This window comes from Paraburkholderia sp. BCC1886, from assembly GCF_900996245.1.
In the GTDB taxonomy this organism is placed as follows: domain Bacteria; phylum Pseudomonadota; class Gammaproteobacteria; order Burkholderiales; family Burkholderiaceae; genus Paraburkholderia.
Map to the genome: position 1 here is coordinate 71,379 of NZ_CAAJGK010000039.1, position 25,162 is coordinate 96,540.

General features: G+C 62.6%; 24 protein-coding genes. 18 read left to right on the plus strand and 6 right to left on the minus strand.

Features of this window, described 5'->3' with window-relative positions; genetic code table 11:
* The first annotated feature begins 30 nt into the window (after positions 1–30).
* The 10 genes from FQ746_RS08530 (at position 31) to FQ746_RS08575 (ending at position 13,731) form a co-directional block, all read left to right on the plus strand.
* Positions 31–1,383: a DUF3443 domain-containing protein gene (locus FQ746_RS08530; protein ID WP_186310676.1), complete on the plus strand. Its 1,353-nt coding sequence runs from the start codon at positions 31–33 to the stop codon at positions 1,381–1,383.
* A gap of 141 nt (positions 1,384–1,524) precedes the next feature.
* Positions 1,525–1,986: a DUF2844 domain-containing protein gene (locus FQ746_RS08535; RefSeq protein WP_144108505.1), complete on the plus strand. Its 462-nt coding sequence runs from the start codon at positions 1,525–1,527 to the stop codon at positions 1,984–1,986.
* Between the two features lie 86 nt (positions 1,987–2,072).
* Complete coding sequence (locus FQ746_RS08540) at positions 2,073–3,515, plus strand: DUF3443 domain-containing protein (protein ID WP_260853953.1); 1,443 nt, start codon at positions 2,073–2,075, stop codon at positions 3,513–3,515.
* Between the two features lie 491 nt (positions 3,516–4,006).
* A complete protein-coding gene (gene urtA / locus FQ746_RS08545) occupies positions 4,007–5,305 on the plus strand; it encodes an urea ABC transporter substrate-binding protein (protein ID WP_144108506.1) in 1,299 nt (432 codons plus the stop codon).
* A 219-nt stretch (positions 5,306–5,524) separates the two neighbouring features.
* On the plus strand, positions 5,525–7,150 hold the full coding sequence (gene urtB / locus FQ746_RS08550; protein WP_144108507.1) for an urea ABC transporter permease subunit UrtB: 1,626 nt from the start codon (positions 5,525–5,527) through the stop codon (positions 7,148–7,150).
* A gap of 1 nt (position 7,151) precedes the next feature.
* Positions 7,152–8,330 (plus strand): urea ABC transporter permease subunit UrtC, encoded by a 1,179-nt coding sequence (gene urtC / locus FQ746_RS08555; protein ID WP_144108508.1) that lies wholly within the window; start codon positions 7,152–7,154, stop codon positions 8,328–8,330.
* A complete protein-coding gene (gene urtD / locus FQ746_RS08560; RefSeq protein WP_144108509.1) occupies positions 8,327–9,190 on the plus strand; it encodes an urea ABC transporter ATP-binding protein UrtD in 864 nt (287 codons plus the stop codon). The genes urtC and urtD overlap by 4 nt, the downstream gene beginning before the upstream one ends.
* A 631-nt stretch (positions 9,191–9,821) precedes the next feature.
* The gene (gene urtE, locus FQ746_RS08565; RefSeq protein ID WP_144108510.1) at positions 9,822–10,514 is read left to right on the plus strand and encodes an urea ABC transporter ATP-binding subunit UrtE; all 693 of its coding nucleotides are present in this window, start codon (positions 9,822–9,824) and stop codon (positions 10,512–10,514) included.
* A 123-nt stretch (positions 10,515–10,637) separates the two neighbouring features.
* Positions 10,638–11,519 (plus strand): urease accessory protein UreD, encoded by an 882-nt coding sequence (locus FQ746_RS08570; RefSeq protein ID WP_144108511.1) that lies wholly within the window; start codon positions 10,638–10,640, stop codon positions 11,517–11,519.
* A gap of 256 nt (positions 11,520–11,775) precedes the next feature.
* Entirely contained in the window at positions 11,776–13,731 is a 1,956-nt protein-coding gene (locus tag FQ746_RS08575; RefSeq protein WP_144108512.1) for a hypothetical protein, read from the plus strand.
* A gap of 44 nt (positions 13,732–13,775) precedes the next feature.
* On the opposite strand, the gene FQ746_RS08580 is transcribed toward FQ746_RS08575, so the two are convergent.
* The 4 genes from FQ746_RS08580 to FQ746_RS08595 all read right to left on the minus strand — a co-directional run bounded on the left by FQ746_RS08580 (position 13,776) and on the right by FQ746_RS08595 (position 17,146).
* A complete protein-coding gene (locus FQ746_RS08580; protein WP_144108513.1) occupies positions 13,776–14,516 on the minus strand; it encodes an SDR family oxidoreductase in 741 nt (246 codons plus the stop codon).
* Complete coding sequence (locus FQ746_RS08585; protein WP_144108514.1) at positions 14,513–15,682, minus strand: alkene reductase; 1,170 nt, start codon at positions 15,680–15,682, stop codon at positions 14,513–14,515. Before FQ746_RS08585 ends, FQ746_RS08580 begins: the two co-directional genes overlap by 4 nt.
* A gap of 45 nt (positions 15,683–15,727) precedes the next feature.
* The gene (locus tag FQ746_RS08590) at positions 15,728–16,420 is read right to left on the minus strand and encodes a type 1 glutamine amidotransferase domain-containing protein (RefSeq protein ID WP_144108515.1); all 693 of its coding nucleotides are present in this window, start codon (positions 16,418–16,420) and stop codon (positions 15,728–15,730) included.
* A 120-nt stretch (positions 16,421–16,540) separates the two neighbouring features.
* Entirely contained in the window at positions 16,541–17,146 is a 606-nt protein-coding gene (locus tag FQ746_RS08595; RefSeq protein WP_144108516.1) for a TetR/AcrR family transcriptional regulator, read from the minus strand.
* Here FQ746_RS08595 and FQ746_RS34730 point away from each other — a divergent pair.
* From FQ746_RS34730 to ureG, 8 genes are all read left to right on the plus strand, one after another.
* Complete coding sequence (locus FQ746_RS34730; protein ID WP_186310678.1) at positions 17,084–17,359, plus strand: hypothetical protein; 276 nt, start codon at positions 17,084–17,086, stop codon at positions 17,357–17,359. The two genes, FQ746_RS08595 and FQ746_RS34730, sit on opposite strands and share 63 nt — an antisense overlap.
* Before the next feature lie 62 nt (positions 17,360–17,421).
* A complete protein-coding gene (locus FQ746_RS08600) occupies positions 17,422–18,234 on the plus strand; it encodes a transporter substrate-binding domain-containing protein (protein WP_144108517.1) in 813 nt (270 codons plus the stop codon).
* A gap of 248 nt (positions 18,235–18,482) precedes the next feature.
* Positions 18,483–18,785 carry an urease subunit gamma gene (locus FQ746_RS08605; RefSeq protein ID WP_144108518.1) on the plus strand — a complete coding sequence of 101 codons (303 nt, stop codon included), beginning with the start codon at positions 18,483–18,485 and terminating at the stop codon, positions 18,783–18,785.
* Between the two features lie 27 nt (positions 18,786–18,812).
* The gene (locus tag FQ746_RS08610) at positions 18,813–19,118 is read left to right on the plus strand and encodes an urease subunit beta (RefSeq protein WP_144108519.1); all 306 of its coding nucleotides are present in this window, start codon (positions 18,813–18,815) and stop codon (positions 19,116–19,118) included.
* Between the two features lie 79 nt (positions 19,119–19,197).
* Positions 19,198–20,904, plus strand: a complete 1,707-nt coding sequence (gene ureC, locus FQ746_RS08615; RefSeq protein ID WP_144108520.1) for an urease subunit alpha — start codon at positions 19,198–19,200, stop codon at positions 20,902–20,904.
* 2 nt (positions 20,905–20,906) lie between these two features.
* The gene (gene ureE, locus FQ746_RS08620) at positions 20,907–21,647 is read left to right on the plus strand and encodes an urease accessory protein UreE (RefSeq protein WP_144108521.1); all 741 of its coding nucleotides are present in this window, start codon (positions 20,907–20,909) and stop codon (positions 21,645–21,647) included.
* Entirely contained in the window at positions 21,634–22,314 is a 681-nt protein-coding gene (locus tag FQ746_RS08625; protein ID WP_144108609.1) for an urease accessory protein UreF, read from the plus strand. Before ureE ends, FQ746_RS08625 begins: the two co-directional genes overlap by 14 nt.
* 11 nt (positions 22,315–22,325) lie before the next feature.
* Positions 22,326–22,970, plus strand: a complete 645-nt coding sequence (gene ureG / locus FQ746_RS08630; protein ID WP_144108522.1) for an urease accessory protein UreG — start codon at positions 22,326–22,328, stop codon at positions 22,968–22,970.
* Positions 22,971–22,981: 11 nt separating this feature from the next.
* Here ureG and FQ746_RS08635 read toward each other — a convergent pair whose 3' ends face one another.
* Together FQ746_RS08635 and waaA are read right to left on the minus strand one after the other, a co-directional pair.
* Entirely contained in the window at positions 22,982–23,758 is a 777-nt protein-coding gene (locus FQ746_RS08635; RefSeq protein ID WP_313955567.1) for a cell filamentation protein Fic, read from the minus strand.
* 90 nt (positions 23,759–23,848) lie between these two features.
* Positions 23,849–25,162, minus strand: a complete 1,314-nt coding sequence (gene waaA, locus FQ746_RS08640) for a lipid IV(A) 3-deoxy-D-manno-octulosonic acid transferase (protein WP_144108523.1) — start codon at positions 25,160–25,162, stop codon at positions 23,849–23,851.

Sequence of the window (25,162 nt, forward strand, 5' to 3'; positions counted from 1 at the left end):
CACGCTCGACCAGTGACCGAAAACTCGAATATGACTAACTTCAGAACGAAGCGCGGGCGCGGTGCCGCGTTCCCGACTCTTCCAACTCTCCCGGCTCTCATTGCCGCGATGGGGCTCCTGCTGTGCGCTTGCGGCGGCGGAGGCAGCGGTGGTCAGGACGGTAGCGCGGTCGGCTGGAATGCCGCGCCCGAGTGGATTGACAAGCCCGGTGGCTCGGGTAGCGCCAGTGGGTCGGGCAACTCGGGCGGCAGCGCTCTGCCGGCTACCGGCGACAACACCGTGCCGATTCACGTCGACAACCGCATGGGCAGCATCAACATGCTGTCCGCGTCGATCAAGGTGTGCGTGCCCGGCTCGGCAGCGCCGGGCCAGTGCGTGACGGTAGACAACATGCTGATCGACACCGGCTCGACGGGTGTACGTATCGCGGCACGCGCGATTCCCACCATCGCGCCCTTGCTGCTGACGCAGGCGGGCGCGCTCGACGACGCCACGGGTGCCGCGCCGATCGCCGAATGCATGCTGTTCGCTTCGGGGTTCACGTGGGGATCGGTCAAACGCGCGGACATTACGATCGGCAGCAAGACGGCGAGCAACATTCCGATCCAGTTGATGGCGGATGGCGCCTTCGCCACGCCGACCGACTGCATGCAACACGGCGGCGCCGATCTGAGCACGGTGGAGAGTCTGGGCGGCAACGGCATCATCGGTATCGACCATTTCACCGGCGACTCGCGCGACGCGTTGACGACGGCCATTCCGGCCAACTACTACTATTGCCCGTCGCAGAACAACTGCATCAGCACGCGCATGCTGGCAGCCAAGGAAGTCACCAATCCGGTCGCGGCCTTTGCCACCGACAACAACGGCACGGTCATCCGTCTACCGGCGTTGCCCGCCGGCGGACAGGCGGCCGTCACGGGGCAACTCATCTTCGGTGTCGGCACGCAGCGCAACAATACGTTGCCGGCGAGCGCGACGGTACTCGCCGTGGACGACTACGGCATGTTCACGACGCAGTACAAAGGACAGGTGTTCAACCGCAGCGCAATCGACAGCGGCACCAATGCCTACGCCTTTCCGGACAGCGCGATTCCCAAGCTCGGCAGCTGGTACACCCCGGCGACGCCGCTCACGCTCAGCGCGACCATGGAGTCCAACACCGCCGCGTCCGCGCCGTTGCAGATGCCGCTGCGCGTGGCCAATGCGGGCGGTTTGATGGCGACCGGTTACGCGGCATTCGACAACATTGGCATGTACTTCTCGAATAGCCGGGGCAACATGTTTTTGTGGGGACTGCCGTTCTTTTTCGGTCGCGATGTTTATACGGTCATCGGCTACGCGAAGGTGGGCACGCTGACGGGACCGTTCGTCGCGTTCTAGCGCGAGATTCGGATCGTGGAGGGTGATCGGGAAGATCGAAGCTGAACTTCGCGGCGTTTCCTACGAGTCATTCGGACTTTTCTGGTCATCCCGATAAAAGCTCGCTGGCAACATGCTCCGACCTTTCCTCTGGAGCCCGTAATGAACTTCGTGAAGATCGCGCTTGCCGGCGCGGCACTGTGGCCGCTCGCCTCGCTGGCAACATTGGGCGGCGCGCCGGCAACCGGCACGAGCGCCGCGCCGTCCCTGTTGCGCTCGGCCGCTTCGCTCAATAGCGCGTCGGTGGCGCTGCCCTACAGCGTGCGCTACACGCTCGGTGCCGACGGCGTGGCGATCCGCGAATACGTGCTGCCTGAGAACGTTGTGTTCGCGGTCAGCTGGCAAGGGCCCGTGCGCCCGGACATGACCGCCCTGCTCGGAAGCTATCTGCCGAATTTCGCGAATGCGGGCGCGGGCACTGGTCGAAGCCGCGGCGCAGGTCCGCTCGTTCAGCACGATGGGAATTTGCATATCGAGTCCGCCGGGCGGCCGGGACATTTTTTCGGCAAGGCCTATTTACCGCGTCTCGTTCCTTCGCAGGTTCGGGTGGAGGAACTGCAATGAAGATGCTGCGTGGGAATGCGTGCCGGTCGAGCAACCTGATGACTTTGCAGAAAACGCTGGGCGTTGCGCTCGTGACGTCGAGCGTGATGCTGACTGCTTGTGGCGGAGGCGGGAGCGATGGCAATGGCGAGGGCGCGAGTGCGGCTCAGGATAATGCGGCGGCGGTGAAGCCGGCATCGGTGCCGGCGGCAACGCCGACAGCGGTTCCGGCTCCGGCACCGGCACCAACTCCGGCACCAGCACCGAGTCCGAGTCCGGCACCAGCTCCGGCTCCGACTCCGACTCCGACTCCGACTCCGGCTCCGAGTCCGGCTCCGAGTCCAACTCCAACGCCCACCCCATCGCCGAGCCCGAGCCCGAGCCCGAGCCCGAGCCCGAGCCCAAGCCCAAGCCCAAGCCCAAGCCCCACCCCAAACACCCTCCCCATCACCGTCGAACGATGGACGGGCAACTACCCGAACACGCCCTACGTCAGCGTGACGATCTGCGTCCCCGGCGTGCAAGGCAGCGATCAGTGCGCGACGCTCGACCACATGGTGCTCGACACCGGTTCCGTCGGCGTGCGCGTGCTCGGCAGCGCCCTCGGTCCGCTGCTCGCCGCGCGTCTGCCGTCGCAATCCGGCGCCACCGACGACCCGACCGGCAACGCGCCGATCGCCGAATGCGCGGTGTTCGGATCGGGCTACACGTGGGGGCCCATCCGGCGTGCCGACGTGAAGATCGGCGGCAAAGTCGCAGGCAACCTGCCGCTTCAGGTGATTGCGGACACCCAGGCCACGGTGCCGGGCGACTGTCAGTCGCGTGGTGTCGTCAACCTCGGCGCGCCCGCCCTGCTCGGCGCGAACGGCGTGCTCGGCATCGGTCCGGCGCAACGCGATTTCCCGGCCGCGGCAAACACGGTCTTGCCATCGGCTTACTACTACTGCACGACGGCCACCGGCACGTCGGCGAGCGGCTGCACGAGCACTCGCGTCCCGCTCGACACTCAGGTGATGAATCCGGTCGCCAACTTCCCGACCGACAACAACGGCACGATCATCCGTCTGCCGTCCGTCCCGGCGGAGGGGTCGGCGAGCGTGACAGGCGAACTGGTGTTCGGTATCGGCACGCAGTCCAATAACGCACTGCCCGCGGCGGCCAACGTTCTCGCGCTCGATCAATACGGCTACTTTCCCACCACGTATAAGAGCCGTGCGCTCACCAGTGCGATCGACAGCGGCTCCAATGCCAACATCTTCCCGGATTCGTCCATCCCGTCGTCCAGTCAGTGGTTCGTGCCGACTGCCACACTCGGTTTGTCCGCAATTCTGCGTAGCAGCGGCCTGACGTCGACGTCGGTCACTGTGCACTTCCCGCTCGCCAACGGCTGGACGCTCACAGCCAATCGCAACGCGGCCTACGACAGCCTCGGGGCGCCGTCCGCCGGCATGTTCATCTGGGGCTTGCCGTTCTTCTTTGGACGCGACGTCTACACCGCGCTCAGCAATGCGACCGCCGGTAAACAGTCGGGACCGTTCATCGCGTTCTGAACAGCGCTAACCCGACCAGTAACAAGCAACCAACGCCCGGCGTCTACCACGACGCCGGGCGTCTGCTTTTCATTTCCGGCATCACTTCCGGCGTCACTTCCGGCATCACAACGGCCAGACCACCAACACGTCGCCACACGAATCAGCGCCTCCCAGCCCGAGCCGCGTCCCCACCACACCGAAAAAATCCCCCATGCACAACCGCGCGGCGGCGATGCACCGCGGAAGCCCGTCGGCGGAGCACAACGCTTCCTCGCAGCGCGACACGCACTCGAACGAGGCGATTAGCCATCCAACGCACCAGGTTCGTGCACGAACGCGCAGGACTTACCGCCGCGTCAGTCGCGCCGCAGCCCGCGCCGCCAATACCGGCAGTCGAACTTACTGCATGGCACACCCTTTGCAGTACACAAACGGCACGTCATGCGGGGCTCCTACCGCTGGCTGAATACGACGCCTAAAAACACTCACATCATGGCAAGGGGATACACATGAAACGTCGCAGTCTCTTGAAGTTCGGTTCGATGTCGGGCGCGCTGGCGCTGGCGGGTCAGGTTCCGTTCGCGAACGCGCAGTCGGGCAGCGGCCCGATCAAGGTGGGTATTCTGCATTCCCTGTCGGGCACGATGGCCATCTCCGAAACGTCGCTGAAAGACACCGCGCTGATGACCATTTCGGAAATCAACAAGAGCGGTGGCGTGATGGGCCGCCAGCTCGAGCCCGTGGTGGTCGACCCGGCGTCGAACTGGCCGCTGTTCGCCGAAAAAGCCCGCCAGCTGATCACGCAGGAAAAATGCGCCGTGGTGTTCGGCTGCTGGACGTCGGTGTCGCGTAAATCGGTGCTGCCGGTCTTCGAAGAACTGAACGGCCTGCTGTTCTACCCGGTGCAATACGAAGGCGAAGAAATGTCGCGCAACGTGTTCTACACGGGCGCCGCGCCGAACCAGCAGGCCATTCCGGCCACCGAATATCTGATGAGCGCCGAAGGCGGCGCAGCCAAGCGCTTTTTCCTGCTCGGCACCGACTACGTGTACCCGCGCACGACCAACAAGATCCTGCGCGCGTTCCTCAAGTCGAAAGGCGTGCAGGAAGCCGACATCCAGGAGGTCTACACGCCGTTCGGTCATAGCGACTATCAAACCATCGTCGCGAACATCAAGACCTTCTCGCAAGGCGGCAAGACCGCGGTCATCTCGACGGTGAACGGCGACTCGAACGTGCCGTTCTACAAGGAACTGGGCAACCAGGGCTTGAAAGCGTCGGACGTGCCGGTCGTGGCGTTCTCGGTCGGTGAAGAAGAACTGCGCGGTATCGACACGAAGCCGCTGGTCGGCAACCTCGCCGCATGGAACTACTTCATGTCGCTGCGCAATCCGACCAACGAGAAGTTCAAGAAGCAATGGGCGGCATGGGTCAAGGACAACAACCTGCCCGGCGGTACCAAGCGCGTGACGAACGACCCGATGGAAGCGACTTTCGTCGGCATCCACATGTGGAAGCAGGCTGTCGAGAAAGCGAAGAGCACGGACGTCGACAAGGTGCGCGTCGCGATGATCGGCCAGAAGTACGCGGCACCGTGCGGCTTCACGCTCGAAATGGACGGCAATCACCATCTGCACAAGCCGGTGATGATCGGCGAAGTGCGCGCCGACGGTCAGTTCAACGTGGTGTGGCGCACCAAGACCACGATCCGTGCGCAGCCGTGGAGCCCGTACATTGCCGGCAACGCGGGCAAGCCGGACGTGGTCAGCTCGATTCCGGCATTCCTGAAGCGTTCGCGGGTTGCCTGAGCGGATGGCGTGAGCAGGCAGCCTGCTCACGCGAACGGATGAGCGCACCCGCACCGCCAAGGGTCGTGGGCGGGCTCATCCGAGGTGTTCCTGAGAAGGGGCGCGGTTCGCGCCCTGTAACCCGACGGTGCGGCAATCAAGATGACGATGGCTATCGCTAACGCCATCGCGCTCGCCGCCCGCCGGTTTCTCGCCCGCCGGTTTTTCTAAAAGGCCACCATGGCGTCCTCATTCCTCCCATTCGTACGGCGCAGCATTGGCGGCGTGGCGCTCGCCTTGATCGCCAGCATGCCGCTCGCCGCTTTTGCGCTCACCCAAGCCGATGTCGCGCCGCTGGCCGCCGACGACTTCGACGCGAAGTCCGCGGCTATCGACAAACTGATCGCCAATCACGACAAAGCATCGCTTGCCGTGCTCAAGGCGCTCTCCGACGACACCGCGCTCGCCACCGATTCCGGCGCCGTGTTGCTGCAGGACGGCGACACCACGCGCGACGCGATCACCGGCAAGACGGTCGAAGCCGGCGACGCTCAACCGGTCACGCTGAACAACCTGCTGCGCTCGAAAGTGGCCGGCGCGCTGTCCGGCCTGCAACTCGATTCGCCGGATCCGGCGACCCGCGAAGCGGCGATCAAGCTGCTGCTGCAAAACCCTGATCCGTCGATCAAACCGCTGGTCGACGCGGCCCGCGCCAAAGAGACCGACCCGGCACTGAAAAAACGTCTCGACACCTTGTGGGCGATGACGGCCCTGCACGACACCGATGCGGCCAAACGTCTGGAAGCCGTACAACTGGTCGCGGCACGTCACGACCTGGACATGAACGAACTGCTGCGTCCGCTGGTCGCGAAGAAAGCGGACGGCACCTTCAACGAAGCGGATGACCGGGTGCGCGCCGCCGCGCAAGCCGGTATCGACGAACTCGACGCGATCCAGCGTCGCAGCCAGATCGCGGGCACGCTGTTCGCGGGCCTGTCGCTCGGCAGCGTGCTGTTGCTGGCCGCGCTGGGGCTGGCGATTACGTATGGGCTGATCGGCGTCATCAACATGGCGCACGGTGAATTCCTGATGATCGGCGCCTACGCGACCTACGTCGTGCAGAACCTGTTTCAGCGCTTCGCGCCCGGCGCGTTCGACTGGTATCCGCTGCTCGCGGTGCCGGCCTCGTTCGCCGTGGCCGGACTGGTCGGCATCGTGCTCGAACGGCTCGTGCTCAAGCATCTGTATGGACGGCCGCTCGAAACGCTGCTGACCACCTTCGGCGTGAGCCTGATCCTGATTCAGGCCACGCGGATGATTTTCGGGGCGCAGAACGTGCAGGTGATCAACCCGTCGTGGATGAGCGGCGGCGTGACCGTCCTGCCGAATCTGATCCTGCCGTACAACCGCCTCGCGATTCTGGCGTTTTCGCTGATCGTCGTCGGCATTGCGTGGACCGTGTTGACGAAGACGCGTCTCGGTCTGTTCGTGCGCGCGGTGACGCAGAACCGTCGCATGGCAGCGTGCGTCGGCGTGAAGACGGCGCGGGTCGACTCGTATGCATTCGCATTCGGCGCGGGCATTGCCGGACTCGGCGGCTGCGCGCTGTCGCAGATCGGCAACGTCGGTCCCGATCTGGGCCAGAGCTACATCATCGATTCGTTCATGGCCGTCGTGCTGGGTGGCGTCGGTCAACTGGCCGGCACGGTGATCGGCGGCTTCGGGCTCGGTCTCGTCAGCAAGGCTATCGAACCGTTCTGGGGCGCCGTGCTCGCGAAGATCGCGGTGCTGGTGCTGATCGTTCTGTTCATCCAGAAGCGTCCGCAGGGCATGTTCGCTCTCAAGGGCCGTAGCGCGGAGGCATGACATGACATCTGTAACTTCCACGGCGTCCGTGGGCCCGACCGGCGGCGTACCGGGGCGCGACGCGCAGTCCGGTTTCGCGCTCGGTCTGCCGGCGCGGCCCGCGCTGTTGTCGCGCCGCGCATGGCTTGCGCTGATCGCCCTGATCATCGTCTTTGGACTCGGCGTGCCGTTCGCGACGCTGGTGGTGCCGGAGACCAGCGCGTTGCATCTGTCCGCTTACGCGATGACCATTACCGGCAAGTTCATGTGCTACGCGATCGCCGCGTTGGCGCTCGATCTGGTGTGGGGTTATTGCGGCATTCTGAGCCTCGGGCACGCGCTGTTCTTCGCGCTCGGCGGCTACGCCATCGGCATGTATCTGATGCGCGAAATCGGCAAGCAGGGGACGTACGGCAGCAATCTGCCGGACTTCATGGTGTTTCTCGACTGGCACCAGTTGCCATGGTATTGGGAGGGCACCGAGCATCTCGGTTATGCGTTGTTGCTGGTGGTGCTGGTGCCGGCCGTGGTCGCGTGGGTGTTCGGCTTCTTCACGTTCCGTTCGCGGGTGAAGGGCGTGTACCTGTCTATCATCACGCAAGCCATGACGTTTGCCGCAATGCTGCTGTTCTATCGCAACGAGACGGGCTTCGGCGGCAACAACGGCTTTACCGATTTCAAGCGGATTGCCGGCTTTCCGATTACGCATCCGGGCACGCGCACTGCCTTGCTGATGATCACCTTCGCCGTGTTGATCCTGGCTTTTCTGGGCGCGCGGGCGATCGTCACGTCGAAGCTCGGCCGGGTGGTGACGGCGGTGCGTGATGGCGAGACGCGGCTGATGTTCGTCGGCTATAGCCCGCTTGCTTACAAGCTGTTCGTGTGGACCGTGTCGGCGGTGTTGTGCGGCATTGCGGGGGCGCTGTACGTGCCGCAGGTCGGCATCATCAACCCGGGCGAGATGTCGCCGGGCAACTCGATCGAAATGGCGATCTGGGTTGCGGTGGGCGGACGCGGCACGTTGATTGGACCGATCATCGGCGCGTTTGCGGTGAATGGCGCGAAGAGCTTTTTCACAGCGAATTTCCCGGAGTACTGGCTGTTTTTCCTTGGACTGATCTTCGTGCTGGTTCCGCTGTTGTTGCCTAACGGCATCATGGGGCTGATCGAGCTCGTGACACGCAAGAGGAATCGCACATGAACGAGAACCCGATGGTGCCTGATCTGGCGTTGCCGGAGGATCCGGCTGAGAGTTCGCTGAGCGGCGTGGCGAATATGGGGCATGTGGTGGTGCCGGGTGAGATCGACGTATCGCACGGGACGATTCTGTATCTGGAAGACGTGACGGTGAGCTTCGATGGGTTTCGCGCGTTGAACGCGTTGAGTCTGTCGATCGAGGTGGGCGAATTGCGTTGCATCATTGGTCCGAACGGCGCGGGCAAGACCACGATGATGGATGTGATTACCGGCAAGACGAAGCCCGATGGCGGCAAGGTGTTTCTTGGGCAGTCGATCGATTTGACGCGGATGAACGAGCCGTCGATTGCGCGTTCGGGGATTGGGCGCAAGTTTCAGAAGCCGACGGTATTCGAGCAGCATCCGGTGTGGGAGAACCTCGAACTGGCGATGAAGGCCGACAAGGGTTGGTGGGCATCGTTGCGGGCGCGGCTGGATCGCGAGGCGCAGGCGCGGATTGAAGAGACGCTGGTGTTGATCGGGTTGGAGAGCGAGGCCCGGCGGCTCGCTGGGGAGTTGTCGCATGGGCAGAAGCAGCGGCTGGAGATCGGGATGTTGTTGATGCAGCAGCCTGCTTTGTTGTTGCTCGATGAGCCTGCGGCGGGCATGACCGATGATGAAACCATGCAGTTGGCTGAACTCCTGAATCATCTTCGAGGGAGTTGCTCGATGATGGTCGTCGAGCATGATATGGAGTTTGTTGCTGCGCTTTCTGGTGATGCCGGAAAGGTCACCGTCATGGCGGAAGGGCGCGTGCTGGCGCACGGGACGCTCGATGAGGTTAAGAGGGATGAGACTGTTATTGAGTCTTATCTTGGGAGGTGATGGTTTTTTTTCGTTGCACTGGCTTTTTTGGCCTTTGGCCTTTCCTTGTGTTCTTAGTGGTCTATTAGCGTTCCCCCTGTGCGGGGGGGCACCTACTTTTCTTTGCCGCCGCAAAGAAAAGTAGGCAAAAGAAAGCGGCTCACACCGCTAATTCTTAAGTGGGAACCGCGCGAGGTCTTTGGTAGTGGTGCATCTGGAATCCGGTCCCTCGCGCATTGCGCGGTAGTGACAAAGCACTCATCAGCGCCCACTCCGCACTGCGTGCGTCGCGGATGGGAACACCACGGAAACCAGGTGAACCCGTGGTTTTTAGACGACCCGGGGGCGCGCGGAGCGCCGCCGGAAGAATGAGTTCTTTGTCACTAGGGTGGAGTGTGCGAGAACACGGATTCCAGATGCACCACTACCAAGGAAATGCCGCGGGACCCGCTTAAGAATTAGCGGTGTGAGCCGCTTTCTTTTGCCTACTTTTCTTTGCGGCGGCAAAGAAAAGTAGGTGCCCCCCCGCACAGGGGGAACGCTAATAGACCGAGAGCAAAGCAAGGAAAGGCCAAAGCAATCCAGAGCAACAAAAAAAACCAAGGCGCCGCAGGCAAAAAAAACACCAGACCGTTCCGAAGGAACCACCCAAATGCTAGAAGTAGAAAACCTGAACCAGTACTACGGCGGCAGCCACATCCTCCGCGATGTAAAACTAACCGTGCCGGACGGCAAACTAACCGTCCTGCTAGGCCGCAACGGCGTAGGCAAAACAACGCTACTGCGTTGCCTGATGGGCGTAGTCCAGACACGAAGCGGCTCGATCGCCTGGCGCGGTGCGCCGATCACCAAACTCCCGACCTACTCGCGAGTAGAAAAAGGCCTCGCCTACGTCCCGCAAGGCCGCGACATCTTCCCCCGCCTGACGGTAGAAGAAAACCTGCTGGTCGGCGCCGCCAGCAAAAAATCCCCCAAAAAAATTCCCGACCGCATCTACGAACTATTCCCGGTCCTCAAAGACATGCGCTCCCGCCGCGGCGGCGATCTCTCAGGCGGTCAGCAGCAACAACTCGCCATCGGCCGAGCCCTGATGAGCGACCCGCAACTACTCATCCTCGATGAACCCACCGAAGGTATCCAGCCCTCCATCATCCAGGACATCGGCCGCACGCTGCGGCAACTGGTCGAAGACATGGGCATGACCGTACTGCTCGTCGAACAGTATTACGACTTCGCCAAAGATATCGCCGACCACTACTGGGTCATGAGCCGCGGTGAAATCGTCGCAGGCGGCGAAGGCGCCAATATGGACGCGGACGGCGTGCGCACCCTCATCGCCGTCTGACGGCAGCACGTTCGGCAACGGCCAAACCGCGTGCTATGCTCGGCGCTCAGCACGCGCGCCGTTTCGTTTTCAGCGGCCCAGCAAGCCGTCGCCCTCACTCCATCCGGTCGTCAGTCCATCCGCATGTCGCTTCACGAAAATCACGTCACGCTCGCTACCGCCAATCCGGCCTCCCACTCGTCATGGCGTGCCCGCCTCGAACTCGGCTTCGTCAAGGACGGCGAGCGAACCACGCTCAAGCATCGTCTGCATGACGGCCCGTTGCGCGTGCAACGGCCGCTCTATCCGGAAGGCCACGCGGTCTGTCACGCGGTCGTCGTGCATCCGCCCGGTGGCGTCGCGGGCGGCGACCGGCTCGATATCCAGGTCGCCGTCGGTGAGAACGCACATGCCGTGGTCACCACGCCCGGTGCCACCAAGTGGTACAAGTCCAATGGCCGTGCCGCGCATCAACGCATTGCCGTGCGTGTCGATGCACAGGCTAAACTGGACTGGCTCCCACAGAACAACATCGTTTTCGATCACGCGAATGCGCATCTGGATTTTTCGCTGACGCTAGGTGAAGACGCAACCGCGATCGGTTGGGATGCAACGCAACTCGGCCGGCAAGCCGCCGGCGAGCGTTGGACAGCAGGCGATCTGCACGTGGTGTCGCGTATCGTCCGCGCGAATGGCGAACTGTTGTGGCTCGAGCGCGCGAACCTCGCGGCCAGCGATCCGCTGCGCGATGCCGCGCAAGGGTTGGCGGGGTTTCCGGCTTATGGAACGTTGTGGGCCGTCGGCCACGCATGCGACGATGCGTTGGCCGAAGCACTCACCGCGCAATTGCCGTTTAACGATTCGCTGCGCGCGGGCGCTTCGTGCGTGACTTCAGGTGTGTTGATCGTACGGGCGGTGTCGCGGTCGATGGAGACTCTGCAAAATGCGTTGACGCAGTGCTGGTTGAAGCTCCGACCCATCGTGCATAGCGTCGAGGCCGTGCCGTTGCGGATATGGACGACGTAGGCCAATCGATGCGTTAGCGTCCAGGAACCTCAACTTAATCTGATACCGCGAATCAGACTCACTCCTTTCTAAAGGCTACATGGCTGTTGCCAGCCAATACCAGAGCGCAATATGCCCCGTGACTCGAGGCATAACTGCCTCTCCCGATTTCCAGATGATAAAGTGCGGGCTAACTTTTCGGGCCAAGCTTTTTGGGCTCCCGGTGCGCCATAGAATCAACCCACGATAAATAACGTAGAGATATCCCGTAATCGCTATGAATATGCCGTCGACATCCGAACGCCTCGCCCCAGAGTATTCAGGGAAACTCCTTTTAACCGTGCTCTTGAGGATACTGGCAGTCGCAGCGATGCTCGTTACCTTTCTCGGCATGATCCCTTTCAGTCCCGGCATCGGCTCCGGCTCAGAGGCATGGACCGTGGTCATGAACGAGGCCGTCGCCCGGCACCTTGTCATTGGGCGGGACATCGTTTTTACATTCGGGCCGTTTGCGTCGGTATATACGCAGCTTTATCACCCCGCAACGTACCCCATTATGCTAGTGGGCAGCGCAATACTTGCCCTCGGTCTTTGCGCGGGATTCGTACTTCTGTCCTTCGAGCAGCGACCCGTTTTATTGATTCTTTTGCCAGTTGTTGTGGCTGTCACCTCGACACGAGATGCCATTTTCATGGCAATCCCGTTTCTCCTGATGCTCGTCTGCTTTCGGGCCGCGTTGCCTCCCGGTAGCAAATACGCTCTAGATTTCTCCGGCCGGAGGGCGACATATCTCGGCATCGTAGCTTGCGCGGTTGGGATCCTTCCTTTGATTAAGGTCAGCTTCCTTGGACTAGCGTTTATTGCGGGCTTCGCCAGTGTGATCATGCTCATTCTGGCCAAGAGATTCAGGCTCGTGCTCGTCATCGTCGTGGTCGCCGCCGCTGCAACGCTGCTCGGATGGGTCTGGTCTGGACAACCCATCACCGGGATCGTCCAATATGTGCTGGCGCAACGTTCGATCGTCTCTGGATATTCGGAGGGCATGGCTGTCAACGGGCCGTTCTCCGAGGTGGTCTACTGGTTCGTATCCGCGGCCATCATCACCGCAGCTTTTTACGTGTTTATCGCGAAAGGCCGTGGCTTGACGGGTCTAATCGCGCTCGCCGGATTAGTCCTTTACCTCATCGTCACGTTCAAAGCCGGGTTCGTCCGCCAGGATCTTCACCAGCACACGGCGAGTGCCACATTGCTGTTCGTCGCCCTTGCCCTCGGCGCGATGCTGGAGAGACCGCGAGCACTAGTCGTTGCATTGGTCGCGGTAATCGGCTGGTTCGGCATCGAGCAATCGCTTTCCGATTTCAATCGACATTTCATCGCCGAACGTCTTGCTAGCACCTACGGGTCGGTCGCTACGTGGCTGCCTCGCCGACTGGTGGCAGACGACTCGCTACCGACGAACTACTCGAACGTCAAGTCCATCGAACACACGCAAAACACGCTGAATGGCGTAACAGGTACCGCAGACGTCTACCCCACCCGACTGGATATTCTGTTCATGAACGATATTCCTTGGGCAGGAAGGCCAGTCATACAAAGCTATTCGGCTTACCGTCCCGTGCTGGACCAGTTGAACGCAGATCATCTGACAGGCGCCGCGGCACCGGACAACGTGTTTCTGGCGGTGACACCGATCGATTTCCGGCTACCGACCCTCGAAGACGCGCTGAGCTGGGGCATTTTCCTGACCAACTATTCGATCGTCGGCCAGCAGTTGAATCTCATCCAGATGAAGAAAACGTTGCCGCCGAAGCCGACTACGTCGACGCCGCTCTTCGATGCGGATGCGAAAACCAATGAAGCCATTGCCGTGCCACCGACCGACGGCATCGTGATCGCCCGCATCAACATGCGGCCCACCCTGTTAGGACAAGCCGTACTGGCGGCCTACAAATTGCCGCAGGTTTATATCGACTTAACGCTCACATCGGGCAAGACGGTTCGATTCCGCTACATCCCGGAAATGGGCACGACGGGCTTCGTCCTCTCGCCCCTTGTCGCATCCAATGCCGACTTCGTCGCGATGGCAGCGGGGAAATTCAATCAGCCGGTGAAGTCCATCCAACTGGTTTCTTCCAGTAACCTGCTGTGGAAACACAACATTCACGTGACGCTCGAAACACTGCACGTGAAACCGCAACTCGACGCGCAAGCCGCATTCTCGGGCAGTAAATAACCGGGCACGGTGACCGCCTGTCAAGCGGTCACCGGCCGCCCCCCTCAAAACACCTGACTAGTCGGCCGGATCACGATCTCATTGATATCCACGTCGTCTGGCTGTTCGATCGCAAACGCGATTGCGCGCGCGACCGAATCCGCCGGAATCGCCTGCTTGTAGAAATCCAGCACGGTATCTTTCGCGGTCCCGGACGTGGTGAACTTCAGATCGCTTTCCACGGCGCCCGGCTCGATAGACGTCACGCGAATCCTGTCGCCAACCTCCTGCCTGAGTCCTTCCGAAATCGCGCTCACGGCGAACTTGGTGCCCGAGTACACCGTGCCACCCGGCGCAAACACCTTGATGCCGGCCACCGAACTCAGATTGATGATGTGCCCGCTCTGCTGCGCCAGAAAGCGCGGCAGCACGGCGGCGATGCCGTAAAGCGTGCCCTTCAGATTGACATCGATCATCGCGTCCCACTCGTCGGTGTTGACCTCGGCCATCGGCCGGATCGGCATCAGGCCCGCGTTGTTGATCAGCACGTCGACGCGCCCGAAATCGGCGACCACGGCAGCCGTGACCGCCTCGACTTGCCGCTTGTCCGTCACGTCCAGCGCGTAGGCTTTCGCAACACCGCCATCGGCCTCGATACTCGCGACCACTTCATCGAGTTTGTCTTTACGGCGCGCGGCCACCGCCACCTTCGCGCCGCCCGCTGCGAGCCGTCGCGCCACCGTGGCGCCAATGCCGGTGCTTGCACCCGTGATCAAGACGACCTTGCCTTTGATTCCTTTGCTCATGACATCACCTCGTCGTTTTCAGTAGTGGTAGTAGCGGATCGGGACGCGGCGTACACCGGATAGTCCGTCAGTCCTTCTTCCGCGCCGCCGTACAACGTCGCGGGATTCAACGGGTTGAGCGGCCAGCCATTGGCAATCCGCTCGGGCAGATCGGGATTCGCGATAAACGGGCGACCGAATGCGATCAGATCGGCAAGGCCCGCGTCGATCAGCCGCTCGCCGCGTTCGGCCGTGTACCGGCCCGCATAGACGATGCAGCCGCTGAAACTGCGCCGTACCTCGCGGCGAAACGCTTCGGGCAAATCGGGCGCGTTGTCCCAATCGGCTTCGGCGATCGACAGGTATGCAACGCCTGCATCCTCGAGCACCTTGATCGCTTCGATATAGGTCTCGTGCGGATCGTCTTCCACGAGTCCGATATACACGCGGTCCTGCTCGGTGCTCGTGAAGAGCGGCGTAAAACGCACACCGAGTCGGCCCGGGCCCACGACGTCGACGACGGCCTCCACGATCTCGCGCAGAAAGCGCAGGCGGTTCTGCAGCGACCCGCCATATTCGTCGACGCGCTGGTTCGCATGCGTCGAGATGAACTGGTTCACGAGATAGCCGTTGGCGGCATGAATCTCGACACCGTCGAAGCCCGCACGCAACGCGTTCTGCGCAGCCTTCGCGTAGAGCCCGACCAGTTCGCGGATCTCCGCCACCGTCAGTTCGCGCGGCTCGGACGGTTCGACGAGCGTGCCCGTCCCCGGCCCGGTTTCGATAAAGGCCTTGACCTTGCGCGCCTGGATCGCAGAAGGCGCGATGGGCGCCTTGCCATCCGGCTGCAGTGCCGTGTGCGACACGCGACCGACATGCCACAACTGCGCAAAGATCACACCACCTTCGGCATGCACGGCGTCGGTCACCTTGCGCCAGCCGTCGATCTGCGCATCGCTATAAATGCCCGGCGTCCACGCATAACCCTGGCCGCGCGGTTCGATCTGCGCGCCTTCGCTGACCATGAAACCCGCGCCCGCTCGTTGCCGGTAGTAGAGCGCGGCAAGATCGGTGGGAACGTCGCCGGGCTGGCCGCTGCGCTGACGGGTGAGCGGCGGCAGCACGATGCGATTTTTGAGCGTATGCCGGCCCAGTTGAACTGGCTTGAAGAGTGAGCTGGGTTTCATGATGGCCTGGTTTGATTGCACGGGTGCGTGGGTCGAAGAATCTGCTTACAGGCCGGCGCCAGCTGCCGGATGGGCGAGCAGCAGTTGCGCGGCACGCGTCGACGACGCCGGGTTCTGGCCGGTGATCAGCAGACCGTCGGTGACCACATGCGGCGCCCAATCGGCAACCTTGGTGTACAGACCGCCCTGCGCTTTCAGTTCGTCTTCGACGAGGAACGGCACGACGTCCGTCAGACCGGCGGCTTCCTCTTCGCTATTGGCAAAGCCGGTCACCTGCTTGCCCTGAACCAGCGGCGCACCGTCCGGCGTCTGCACATGGCGCAGTACGCCCGGTGCGTGGCAGACCAGCGCAACCGGCTTGCCGGCCGCGAGGAAAGCCTGAATCAGTTCGATCGAATTGCGGTCTTCGGCGAGGTCCCACAGCGGGCCGTGACCGCCCGGATAGAACACCGTGTCGAAGTCGGCTTGCGACACGCTATCCAGACGCACGGTGGCGGCAAGTTGCGCAGTGGCGGCGGCATCCTGTTCGAAGCGACGCGTCTGATCGGTCTGATTGGCCGGCTCGTTGCTCTTCGGATCGAGCGGCGGCTGACCGCCTGCGGGAGAAGCCAGCACGACTTCCACGCCGGCGTCCTTGAAGGTGTAGTACGGCGCAGCCAGTTCTTCGAGCCAGAAACCCGTCTTGCGGCCCGTGTTGCCGAGTTGGTCGTGCGAGGTCAGAACCATGAGTACTTTCATTTTTTGCTGCTCCAGAAGGTTGGGTTAGGTAAAGCGACTTATTTAAAGTAGACCGGTCGTCTAGTAAAACGGTACAAAAAAAGCACTTCGGTCGAAGTGCCGGCGACACGCTGTCTCGCCTCAAGTCGAGGCACGGAGAATCTGGCGAGTCGTCTTCAGGGCAATCTCAAACGGTTCGGCGTGGCGGACGATCTTCACCATCACACTCGCGCCCAGCCAAAGCTGGTAAAGACTCTGGGCAACGTCGCCAGGCCTTCCTTCGATGACGAGCGAACCTTCTTCTACTCCGGCTTCGATGGCACCCGAGAGCCGGCTGATAATTCCCGCGGTACCGCGATTGAGCGACGCCCGCATCGCTTCGGACATATCCGCGACTTCGGCGCCCAGTTTGACGGCCAGGCACTTGCCCTGACACTCGAGAAACGATTGGGCTTCCTGCCACATCAACCAGTAATTCATGAGCCGCTGGGCGTGATTCAAACCTGCTTGCCCGAGCGTCCTGTCCATCTCGGCGAGATAGTCTTCGAAGTAGTTTTCCAGCAGAGCTTCGCCGAAGCCGTCCTTCGAACCGAAGTAATGGTAGAAGGACCCCTTCGGCACGCCCGCAGCCGACAGAATCTCGTTCAGACCGACGGCGGAGAATCCCTTCGCGGCGATGATTCGTTGACCCACGGCAAGGATGTTTTCTCGAACATCGGCCGTTTCGGAGTGGTTGGCGGCTGGCATGGGAAGGACTTTACCTTGCGAGTAGACCAGTCGTCTAGAGAAATTTTAAAATTTCCCGGATTTTTTCAGAAGGCGCTTCTGGGCGGCGCTTTCCGCCGTCTTCAGCCACCTCTGCACCAAAACAGCGCGACAGCCGGCTTCAAACCCGTGCAAGTTTCTGGCGGTCGCCATGCGGCCCCAATCTGCACCGACATGGCACATACCTTGCATTGAAATCGCCACGATGTTGCCGCGTCCAGACGGCAGCCGACTTCTCGCGACCACACTCCAATAACATGATCCGATCGACTCTCCGCCCCGCCCTTCGCTCGCGCCGCGCCTGGCTGGCCGCCCTGCTGGTCTCGCCCGTTCTAGCGATTCAGGCGCCCGTCGCGCATGCCGACACGCTCGACAACATCGCCAAGGCCGGCGTGCTGAAAGTGGCCGTGCCGGAAGACTATCCGCCGTTCGGTTCGGTCGGCGCCGACATGAAGCCGCAGGGCTACGACATCGACACCGCTTCGCTGCTCGCGAAGTCGATGAACGTGAAGCTCGAACTCGTGCCGGTCAACAGCGCGAACCGCATTCCGTATCTGCAGACGGGCAAGGTGGATCTCGTGATCTCGTCGCTCGGCAAGACGCCCGAGCGCGACAAGGTGATCGACTTCTCGATCGCCTACGCGCCCTACTACCAGGGCGTGTTCGGCCCCGCCGACATCAAGGTGACGGGCCCCGCGGATCTGACGGGCAAGACGGTCGGCGCAACACGCGGCGCACTCGAAGAAATCGGCCTCACCGCGATGGCGCCGAACGCGACGATCAAACGCTTCGAAGACAACAACGCGACCATCGCCGCATTCCTCTCCGGCCAGGTCCAGTTGATCGCCGCGGGCAACATCGTCGCGGCCGCGATCCTCGCGAAGAATCCGCCGCGCCGTCCGGAACCGAAGTTCGTCATCAAGAACTCGCCGTGCTTCGTCGGCATGAACAAGAACGAAGGCCGCTTGCAGCAGAAGGTGAACGCGGCGATCACGCAGGCGAAACAGGACGGCACACTCAACACGATGTCGAAGAAGTGGTTCGGCGCACCGTTGCCCGCGGATCTGTAAGCGTCCGCGTGAAAGCGTCCCGTTAGTAGCAATCGAAGCAGAACTCGAAGCGGGACTCGAAGCAGAACTCGAAGCAGAACTCGAAGCAGCAACCCCAACAGAGTCATCTCGTCACCGGCTTATCCGGCATTGCACTTGTCGTGGACGCATCCCGTGCGTAGCATGCAATCGCGTGCCATGACTCGCAGCGCCTATCATGGCCGCAGCCGGTCCCGTCCGGGGCCGGCGCAACCCAACGCACACACTCAATGAAGCTGACACCTCGCGAAAAGGACAAGCTGCTGATCTTCACCGCCGCGCTGCTCGCCGAACGGCGCCGCGACCGCGGACTGAAGCTGAATTATCCGGAGGCAGTCGCCTTCATCACCGCCGCGCTGATGGAAGCCGCGCGTGACGGCAAGACCGTCGCCGAGGTCATGCACTACGGCACCACGCTGCTCACGCGCGCGGACGTGATGGAAGGCGTGCCGGAAATGATTCCGGACATTCAGGTCGAAGCCACCTTCCCCGACGGCACCAAGCTCGTCACCGTTCATCACCCGATTCCCTGATCACCCTCACTACGTAAGGCAGATCCCATGATTCCCGGCGAACTCCTCATCGACGACGGTGAACACGAGCTCAACGCGGGCCGCGCCACCCTCACGGTGGTCGTGTCCAATACCGGCGACCGGCCGGTGCAGATCGGCTCGCACTATCATTTTTACGAAGTCAACGAGGCACTCACTTTCGACCGCGAAGCGGCCCGCGGCTTCCGGCTGAATATCGCGGCCGGCACCGCCGTGCGTTTCGAGCCCGGCCAGGAGCGCACCGTCGAACTGGTCGAACTGGCCGGCGACCGTGTCGTCTACGGCTTCAACGGCAAGGTAATGGGCAAGCTGTGAGGCCGCGCATGCGCTTGCGCGCCGCTCGCGTTTCCCGCTTCATTTGCCCGACCGCCCTGCTCATTTCCGGATCCACACCATGACCTTACGCATTGGCCGCCGCGCTTACGCGGAAATGTTCGGCCCCACCACAGGCGACCGCGTGCGCCTCGCCGATACCGAGCTTCTGATCGAAGTCGAACGGGACTTCACCACCTACGGCGAAGAAGTGAAATTCGGCGGCGGCAAAGTGATTCGCGACGGCATGGGCCAGTCGCAACGCGTGCACGCCGACGTCGTCGATACGGTCGTGACGAACGCGCTGATTCTCGATCACTGGGGCATCGTCAAGGCCGACATCGGCATCAAGAACGGCCGCATTCACGCGATCGGCAAAGCGGGCAATCCCGACATCCAGCCGAACGTGACGATCGCGATCGGCGCGTCCACCGAAGTGATCGCCGGCGAAGGGCTGATCGTGACGGCGGGCGGCATCGATACGCACATCCACTTCATCAGTCCGCAGCAGATCGAGGAAGCGCTCGCGAGCGGTGTCACGACGATGCTTGGCGGGGGCACGGGCCCGGCCACCGGCACTAACGCGACCACCTGCACGCCGGGGCCGTGGCATCTCGAACGCATGCTGCAGGCGGCCGACGGTTATCCGATGAACCTCGGGTTTCTCGGCAAGGGCAACGCGAGCCAGCCGCAACCGGCGCTCGAACAGATCGCCGCCGGCGCCATCGGCCTGAAGCTGCACGAAGACTGGGGCACGACGCCCGCCGCGATCGACAACTGTCTGTCGGTCGCCGACGACACCGACACGCAGGTCGCGATTCACACCGACACGCTGAACGAAGCGGGCTTCGTCGAAGCGACCGTGGCTGCGTTCAAGGGCCGCACGATCCATACGTATCACACGGAAGGCGCGGGCGGCGGTCACGCGCCGGACATCATCAAGGTGTGCGGCGAATCGAACGTGCTGCCCTCCTCGACGAATCCGACGCGCCCGTACACCGTCAACACGCTCGACGAGCATCTCGACATGCTGATGGTGTGCCATCACCTGGACCCGTCGATTGCGGAAGACATCGCGTTCGCCGAATCGCGGATCCGCCGCGAGACCATCGCGGCCGAAGACATCCTGCACGACCTCGGCGCGCTGTCGATGCTGTCGTCGGATTCGCAGGCAATGGGCCGCGTCGGCGAAGTCATCATCCGCACGTGGCAGACCGCGCACAAGATGAAGGTGCAGCGCGGCGCGCTGGCCGAAGACAGCGCGCGGCACGACAACTTCCGTGCGAAACGCTACGTCGCCAAGTACACGATCAACCCGGCCATCACGCACGGTATCGCGCACGAAGTCGGTTCGATCGAACCGGGCAAGTGGGCCGATCTGGTGTTCTGGGAACCGGCGTTTTTCGGCATCAAGCCGTCGCTTATCCTCAAAGGCGGCATGATCGCGATGGCGCAGATGGGCGACCCGAACGCGTCGATTCCGACGCCGCAACCGGTCCACTATCGCGAGATGTTCGCCACGCGCGGCGGTGCGCTGGGGCGCACGTCGCTGACCTTCGTGTCGCAACTGGCCGCCGATGCGGGCGTCGGCGAACGTTATGGCTTGAGCAAGCAGATCGTCGCCGTGAAAAACTGCCGCAACATTTCGAAGGCAGACATGATCCACAACGCGTGGCGTCCGGCGATCAGCGTCGACCCGGAAACCTATCAGGTGATCGCGGACGGCCAGTTGCTGACCTGCGAGCCGGCCACGGTACTGCCGATGGCGCAACGCTATTTCCTGTTCTGATCATGCGCACTATCGACAAACTGCTGGCCCCGCATCTGAAGCTCGCACCCGTGCTGGTCAAGCGTGCGCCGAGCCTGACGCTCGCGTTCGACGAGCGCCGCAAGAGCCGCCTTGCGGCGACGCTGGATAACGGCGAGGAAGTGGCGCTCGTGCTGCCGCGCGGCACGGTGCTGCGCGACGGCGACGTGCTGGTGGCCGACGACGGCGCGCTGGTGCGCGTGGTCGCCGCGCCCGAAACCGTGCTTTACGTGCGCGCAAAAGATGCGCTGACGTTGACGCGTGCCGCGTATCACCTGGGCAACCGGCACACGCCGGTCGAGGTCGGCGCGGATTATCTGAAGCTCGAATACGACCCGGTGCTGGCCGATATGCTCAAGCGCATCGGCGCGACCGTCGATCAGGTGACGATGCCGTTCCAGCCCGAATCCGGGGCGTATGGCGGCGGCCACAAGCACGGCCATGACGAGACCTTTGCGGAAGACTATGCGTTGGCGCAGCAGGTGTTCGGCGAGCATCATGGGCATTCGCATGATCATGATCATGGCCACGGGCATAGCCACGCGGCGCACGGTCATTCGCACGATCACGATCACGATCACGATCACGATCACGATCACGATCACGATCACGATCACGGCCACGGCCATGACCACGATCACGCGCATGACCCCGCCCACGACACTCACGTGCACGACGAATCCTGCGGCCACGATCACGGGCACCCGCCACATGCGCATCGCTGAACTCACGGCGCTGCTGCATCTCGCGTCGCCTGCGCTGCCGATCGGCGCGTTCAGCTATTCGCAGGGTCTCGAAGCGGCCATCGAAGCGCAACTGATCACCGACGCGCAGTCCGCCCGCGACTGGATCGCAAGCGGTCTGACGGACGTGCTCGCGCACGGCGAGCTGCCGTTCCTCGCGCATCAGATCGAGCGCTGGCGAACTCACGACGGGGAAGGTTTGCGCACGGCTAACAGCGAGTTTCTCGCCAGCCGCGAATCCGCCGAACTGCGCCGCGAGACCGAACAGATGGGCTGGTCGCTGCGACAACTGTGCGTATCGCTGGAATGGGGCGACGCACCACGACGCACGACGCTCTCTTCGCTGACGCCGCTCGCGCAACCCACCGCGTTCGCCTTCGCGGCCTACGCACATGACGCAGCGGCCGATGCCGCGCTCGCCGCCTACGCGTTCAGCTGGGTGGAAAACCAGGCCGCCGCCGCATTGAAAGCGGTGCCGCTTGGGCAACTCGCGGGCCAACGCATCATCGTCGCGTTGCGTGAACCCATCGATGCCGCCGTTACGCGCGCGCTGGCCACGTCACCGGACAACCTCAACACGTTCGCGCCACAGTTAGGCATTCTGTCGGCGCGTCACGAGTCGCAATACTCGCGGCTCTTTCGCTCATAACTCGAACCATCATGAACGCACCTCATCATCCCGCCCAGCGCACCAAGAAACTGCCGCCGTTGCGCGTCGGCGTCGGCGGCCCGGTCGGCTCGGGCAAGACCACGCTGCTCGAAATGCTCTGCAAGGCGATGCGCGAACAGTACGACCTCGTCGCCATCACCAACGACATCTACACGAAAGAAGACCAGCGTCTGCTGACGGTGGCGGGCGCACTGCCAGCCGAGCGGATCATGGGCGTGGAAACCGGCGGCTGCCCGCACACGGCGATTCGCGAGGATGCATCGATCAACCTCGAAGCGGTCGACCGCATGCTCACGCGTTTTCCCGACGCGGATATCGTGTTCATCGAATCGGGCGGCGACAATCTCGCGGCCACGTTCAGCCCGGAACTGTCGGACCTGACTATCTACGTGATCGACGTGGCGGGCGGCGAGAAGATTCCGCGTAAAGGCGGTCCGGGCATCACGAAGTCGGATCTGCTGGTGATCAACAAGACGGACCTCGCGCCGATGGTGGGCGCCAATCTCGACGTGATGGCCTCGGACGCGAAGAAGATGCGCGGCGAACGGCCATTCGTGATGACCAATCTGAAAGCGCTCGATGGATTGAGCGAGGTGGTGGGGTTTATCGAGCGGAAGGGGTTGCTGAAGGTGTGAGCGGAGTGGGGTTAGTCGCCGGGATGGCATTCGAGCAGGAATGCCATCATCTCCGATCCGTCTTTCGACAAATAGAAACGCACCATCTTTTCGTTGAAGTCTCCTGCGCGCTGCGCCGGAACGCTGATCGCATCGATACCGTTCGACATCAGCACGCCATTCATCATGAAGCGAGACGTGCGCTTGTTGCCGTCGAAGAAGAACTGCTGCAGCGCGCCGAACAGAAAAAACGCGCAACCGCGCTCGAACGCGCCGGAGACCTGATCGGTAAGCGCCTGAGTGCCGGCGGCAAAGACGCGATTGAGTTCGGGCGCACCGGGCAGAGTCGGCAGCGGTGTGTGCCGGCCCGCTTCGCCCAAGGCAGCGTCGGATGTGTTGCGGGTTTCTTCGCCTTCACCGCGGAAAACGCCCCACTCTAATGCCTCGTTACGCGCAACGAGTCGATGCAGGTCGCAAAACGTCGTTTTATCGAGGGCAAAGCGGCCGCCTTGCACGATTGCCAACAGGTGCCTCGAACTCTCCGCCAGGTTCAAAACCTGCTCCTGGTCGGAAATCTTCCGCCCTCCGACCGTTACCCCGTCGAGCAGGGTCTTCACCTCGGGAAAAGTAAATGGGTTGCCCTCTAGCACGCTTGCATCCCACACGAATTCCGGCAGCATTCGATGAAAGCGGAAACTGACCCGCTTGATCGAGTGAGACGGGATATCTTGCGGAATCGCAGAGCGATCCCATTGAAACCCAAGGTCGGCAAAGAGCGTCATGTGAGTGAAGAAACCGATGTGAGTCATTGGCCATCTGAATTTGGCCGAGTGTTCGCAGGATAAACGATTTGTCCGCACGCATTGCGTTGAGCGGTCATCCTCCAGGCTCCCCCGCCTCTACTCCGGCAACGCCGCCATCAACACCTCCACTGTCCTTGCCGTCGCCCCGCGATGACGCGCGGCGAAGGCCGCTGCCGCGCCGCCCATCGCCAGTCTGCGCGACTTGTCGCCGAACAGTTCGTGCAGCGCCCGTCCCAGTTCGGCCGGGTCCTGCACCTGCAGCGCGGCGCCTGCGGCAACCGCGTCGGCAGTCGCCTGGGTGAAGTTGAAAACGTGCGGGCCGATCAGCACCGGCACGCCCACCGCGCAAGCCTCGATCAGATTCTGCCCGCCCAGCGGCAGCAGACTGCCGCCGATGAACGCCAGGTCCGACGCCGCATAGTAAGCGCCCAACTCGCCCATCGAATCGCCGAGCAGCACGTTCACGTTCGCCGGCAACGCGGGCACGCCGCCGAGCGCGCCGGTCGCCGCCGACGCCACCTTTGCGTCCGGCGCCCAGTTCGAGCGCCGTTCGAGCCGCAATCCCGCCTTCCCGACCAGCGCGGCCACTTCGTTGAACCGTTGCGGGTGACGCGGCACCAGGATCAACAACGCGTCGTCCATGGCCAGCGCCGCAAACGCCTGCAGCACCCGTTCCTCTTCGCCTTCCCGCGTGCTCGCCGCGACCCACACGGGCCGCGTGCCGATCGCCGCGCGCCATGCATGCCCACGCGCGACGAGTTCGGGCGCGGTGCTCATATCGAACTTCAGATTCCCCAGCACCGCGACGTTGCGCGCACCGAGCGCGGTCAAACGCTCGGCGTCCGACGGACTTTGCGCCAGCACGCGCGCAAACCCGCCGAACACATCCTTGGTCGCGCCGCCGAACTTCGCCGCACGCCTGAACGAACGCGCCGACATCCGCGCATTGGTCAGCACCAGCGGCACGTCGGCGCGACGGCATTCGTCGATCAGCGTCGGCCATACTTCGGTTTCCATCACCAGACCCAGCGACGGACGCCAGTTGCGCAAAAAACGCCGCACCGCATGCGGCATGTCGTACGGCAGATAGCTGCGCAACACCCGGTCGCCGAAAATCTGCTCGCCGGTCGCGCGACCGCTCGGCGTCATATGCGTCAAGAGAATGCGGGCGTCGGGACGCGCCTTCAGCAACGCGTCGATCAGCGGTTGCGCGGCGCGCGTTTCACCGACCGACACCGCATGCACCCAGATCAACGGCCGGTCGTCTTCGGGCAAACGCCCACGCGAAAAGCCGAAGCGCTCGGCAATATGCTCGCGATAACCGCGCTCCTTGCGCGAGCGGATTAGCAGACGCAGCACGGCCAGCGGCGCGACGATCCACCACAGTGCGTTGTAGACGGCCCTCAGCAT

Bases quoted from the DNA above. Each gene is read 5' to 3' on its own strand.
- ureC (WP_144108520.1), top strand. From the start codon at position 19,198: ATGACCTTACGCATTGGCCGCCGCGCTTACGCGGAAATGTTCGGCCCC.
- urtB (WP_144108507.1), top strand. From the start codon at position 5,525: ATGGCGTCCTCATTCCTCCCATTCGTACGGCGCAGCATTGGCGGCGTG.
- FQ746_RS08585 (WP_144108514.1), bottom strand. From the start codon at position 15,682: ATGAAACCCAGCTCACTCTTCAAGCCAGTTCAACTGGGCCGGCATACG.
- FQ746_RS08580 (WP_144108513.1), bottom strand. From the start codon at position 14,516: ATGAGCAAAGGAATCAAAGGCAAGGTCGTCTTGATCACGGGTGCAAGC.
- FQ746_RS08575 (WP_144108512.1), top strand. From the start codon at position 11,776: ATGAATATGCCGTCGACATCCGAACGCCTCGCCCCAGAGTATTCAGGG.
- urtE (WP_144108510.1), top strand. From the start codon at position 9,822: ATGCTAGAAGTAGAAAACCTGAACCAGTACTACGGCGGCAGCCACATC.
- urtA (WP_144108506.1), top strand. From the start codon at position 4,007: ATGAAACGTCGCAGTCTCTTGAAGTTCGGTTCGATGTCGGGCGCGCTG.
- FQ746_RS08605 (WP_144108518.1), top strand. From the start codon at position 18,483: ATGAAGCTGACACCTCGCGAAAAGGACAAGCTGCTGATCTTCACCGCC.
- FQ746_RS08635 (WP_313955567.1), bottom strand. From the start codon at position 23,758: ATGACTCACATCGGTTTCTTCACTCACATGACGCTCTTTGCCGACCTT.
- FQ746_RS08535 (WP_144108505.1), top strand. From the start codon at position 1,525: ATGAACTTCGTGAAGATCGCGCTTGCCGGCGCGGCACTGTGGCCGCTC.
- FQ746_RS08610 (WP_144108519.1), top strand. From the start codon at position 18,813: ATGATTCCCGGCGAACTCCTCATCGACGACGGTGAACACGAGCTCAAC.
- waaA (WP_144108523.1), bottom strand. From the start codon at position 25,162: ATGCTGAGGGCCGTCTACAACGCACTGTGGTGGATCGTCGCGCCGCTG.
- FQ746_RS08600 (WP_144108517.1), top strand. From the start codon at position 17,422: ATGATCCGATCGACTCTCCGCCCCGCCCTTCGCTCGCGCCGCGCCTGG.
- urtD (WP_144108509.1), top strand. From the start codon at position 8,327: ATGAACGAGAACCCGATGGTGCCTGATCTGGCGTTGCCGGAGGATCCG.
- ureE (WP_144108521.1), top strand. From the start codon at position 20,907: ATGCGCACTATCGACAAACTGCTGGCCCCGCATCTGAAGCTCGCACCC.
- ureG (WP_144108522.1), top strand. From the start codon at position 22,326: ATGAACGCACCTCATCATCCCGCCCAGCGCACCAAGAAACTGCCGCCG.
- FQ746_RS08625 (WP_144108609.1), top strand. From the start codon at position 21,634: ATGCGCATCGCTGAACTCACGGCGCTGCTGCATCTCGCGTCGCCTGCG.
- urtC (WP_144108508.1), top strand. From the start codon at position 7,152: ATGACATCTGTAACTTCCACGGCGTCCGTGGGCCCGACCGGCGGCGTA.
- FQ746_RS08595 (WP_144108516.1), bottom strand. From the start codon at position 17,146: ATGCCAGCCGCCAACCACTCCGAAACGGCCGATGTTCGAGAAAACATC.
- FQ746_RS08590 (WP_144108515.1), bottom strand. From the start codon at position 16,420: ATGAAAGTACTCATGGTTCTGACCTCGCACGACCAACTCGGCAACACG.
- FQ746_RS08540 (WP_260853953.1), top strand. From the start codon at position 2,073: ATGCTGACTGCTTGTGGCGGAGGCGGGAGCGATGGCAATGGCGAGGGC.
- FQ746_RS08570 (WP_144108511.1), top strand. From the start codon at position 10,638: ATGTCGCTTCACGAAAATCACGTCACGCTCGCTACCGCCAATCCGGCC.
- FQ746_RS08530 (WP_186310676.1), top strand. From the start codon at position 31: ATGACTAACTTCAGAACGAAGCGCGGGCGCGGTGCCGCGTTCCCGACT.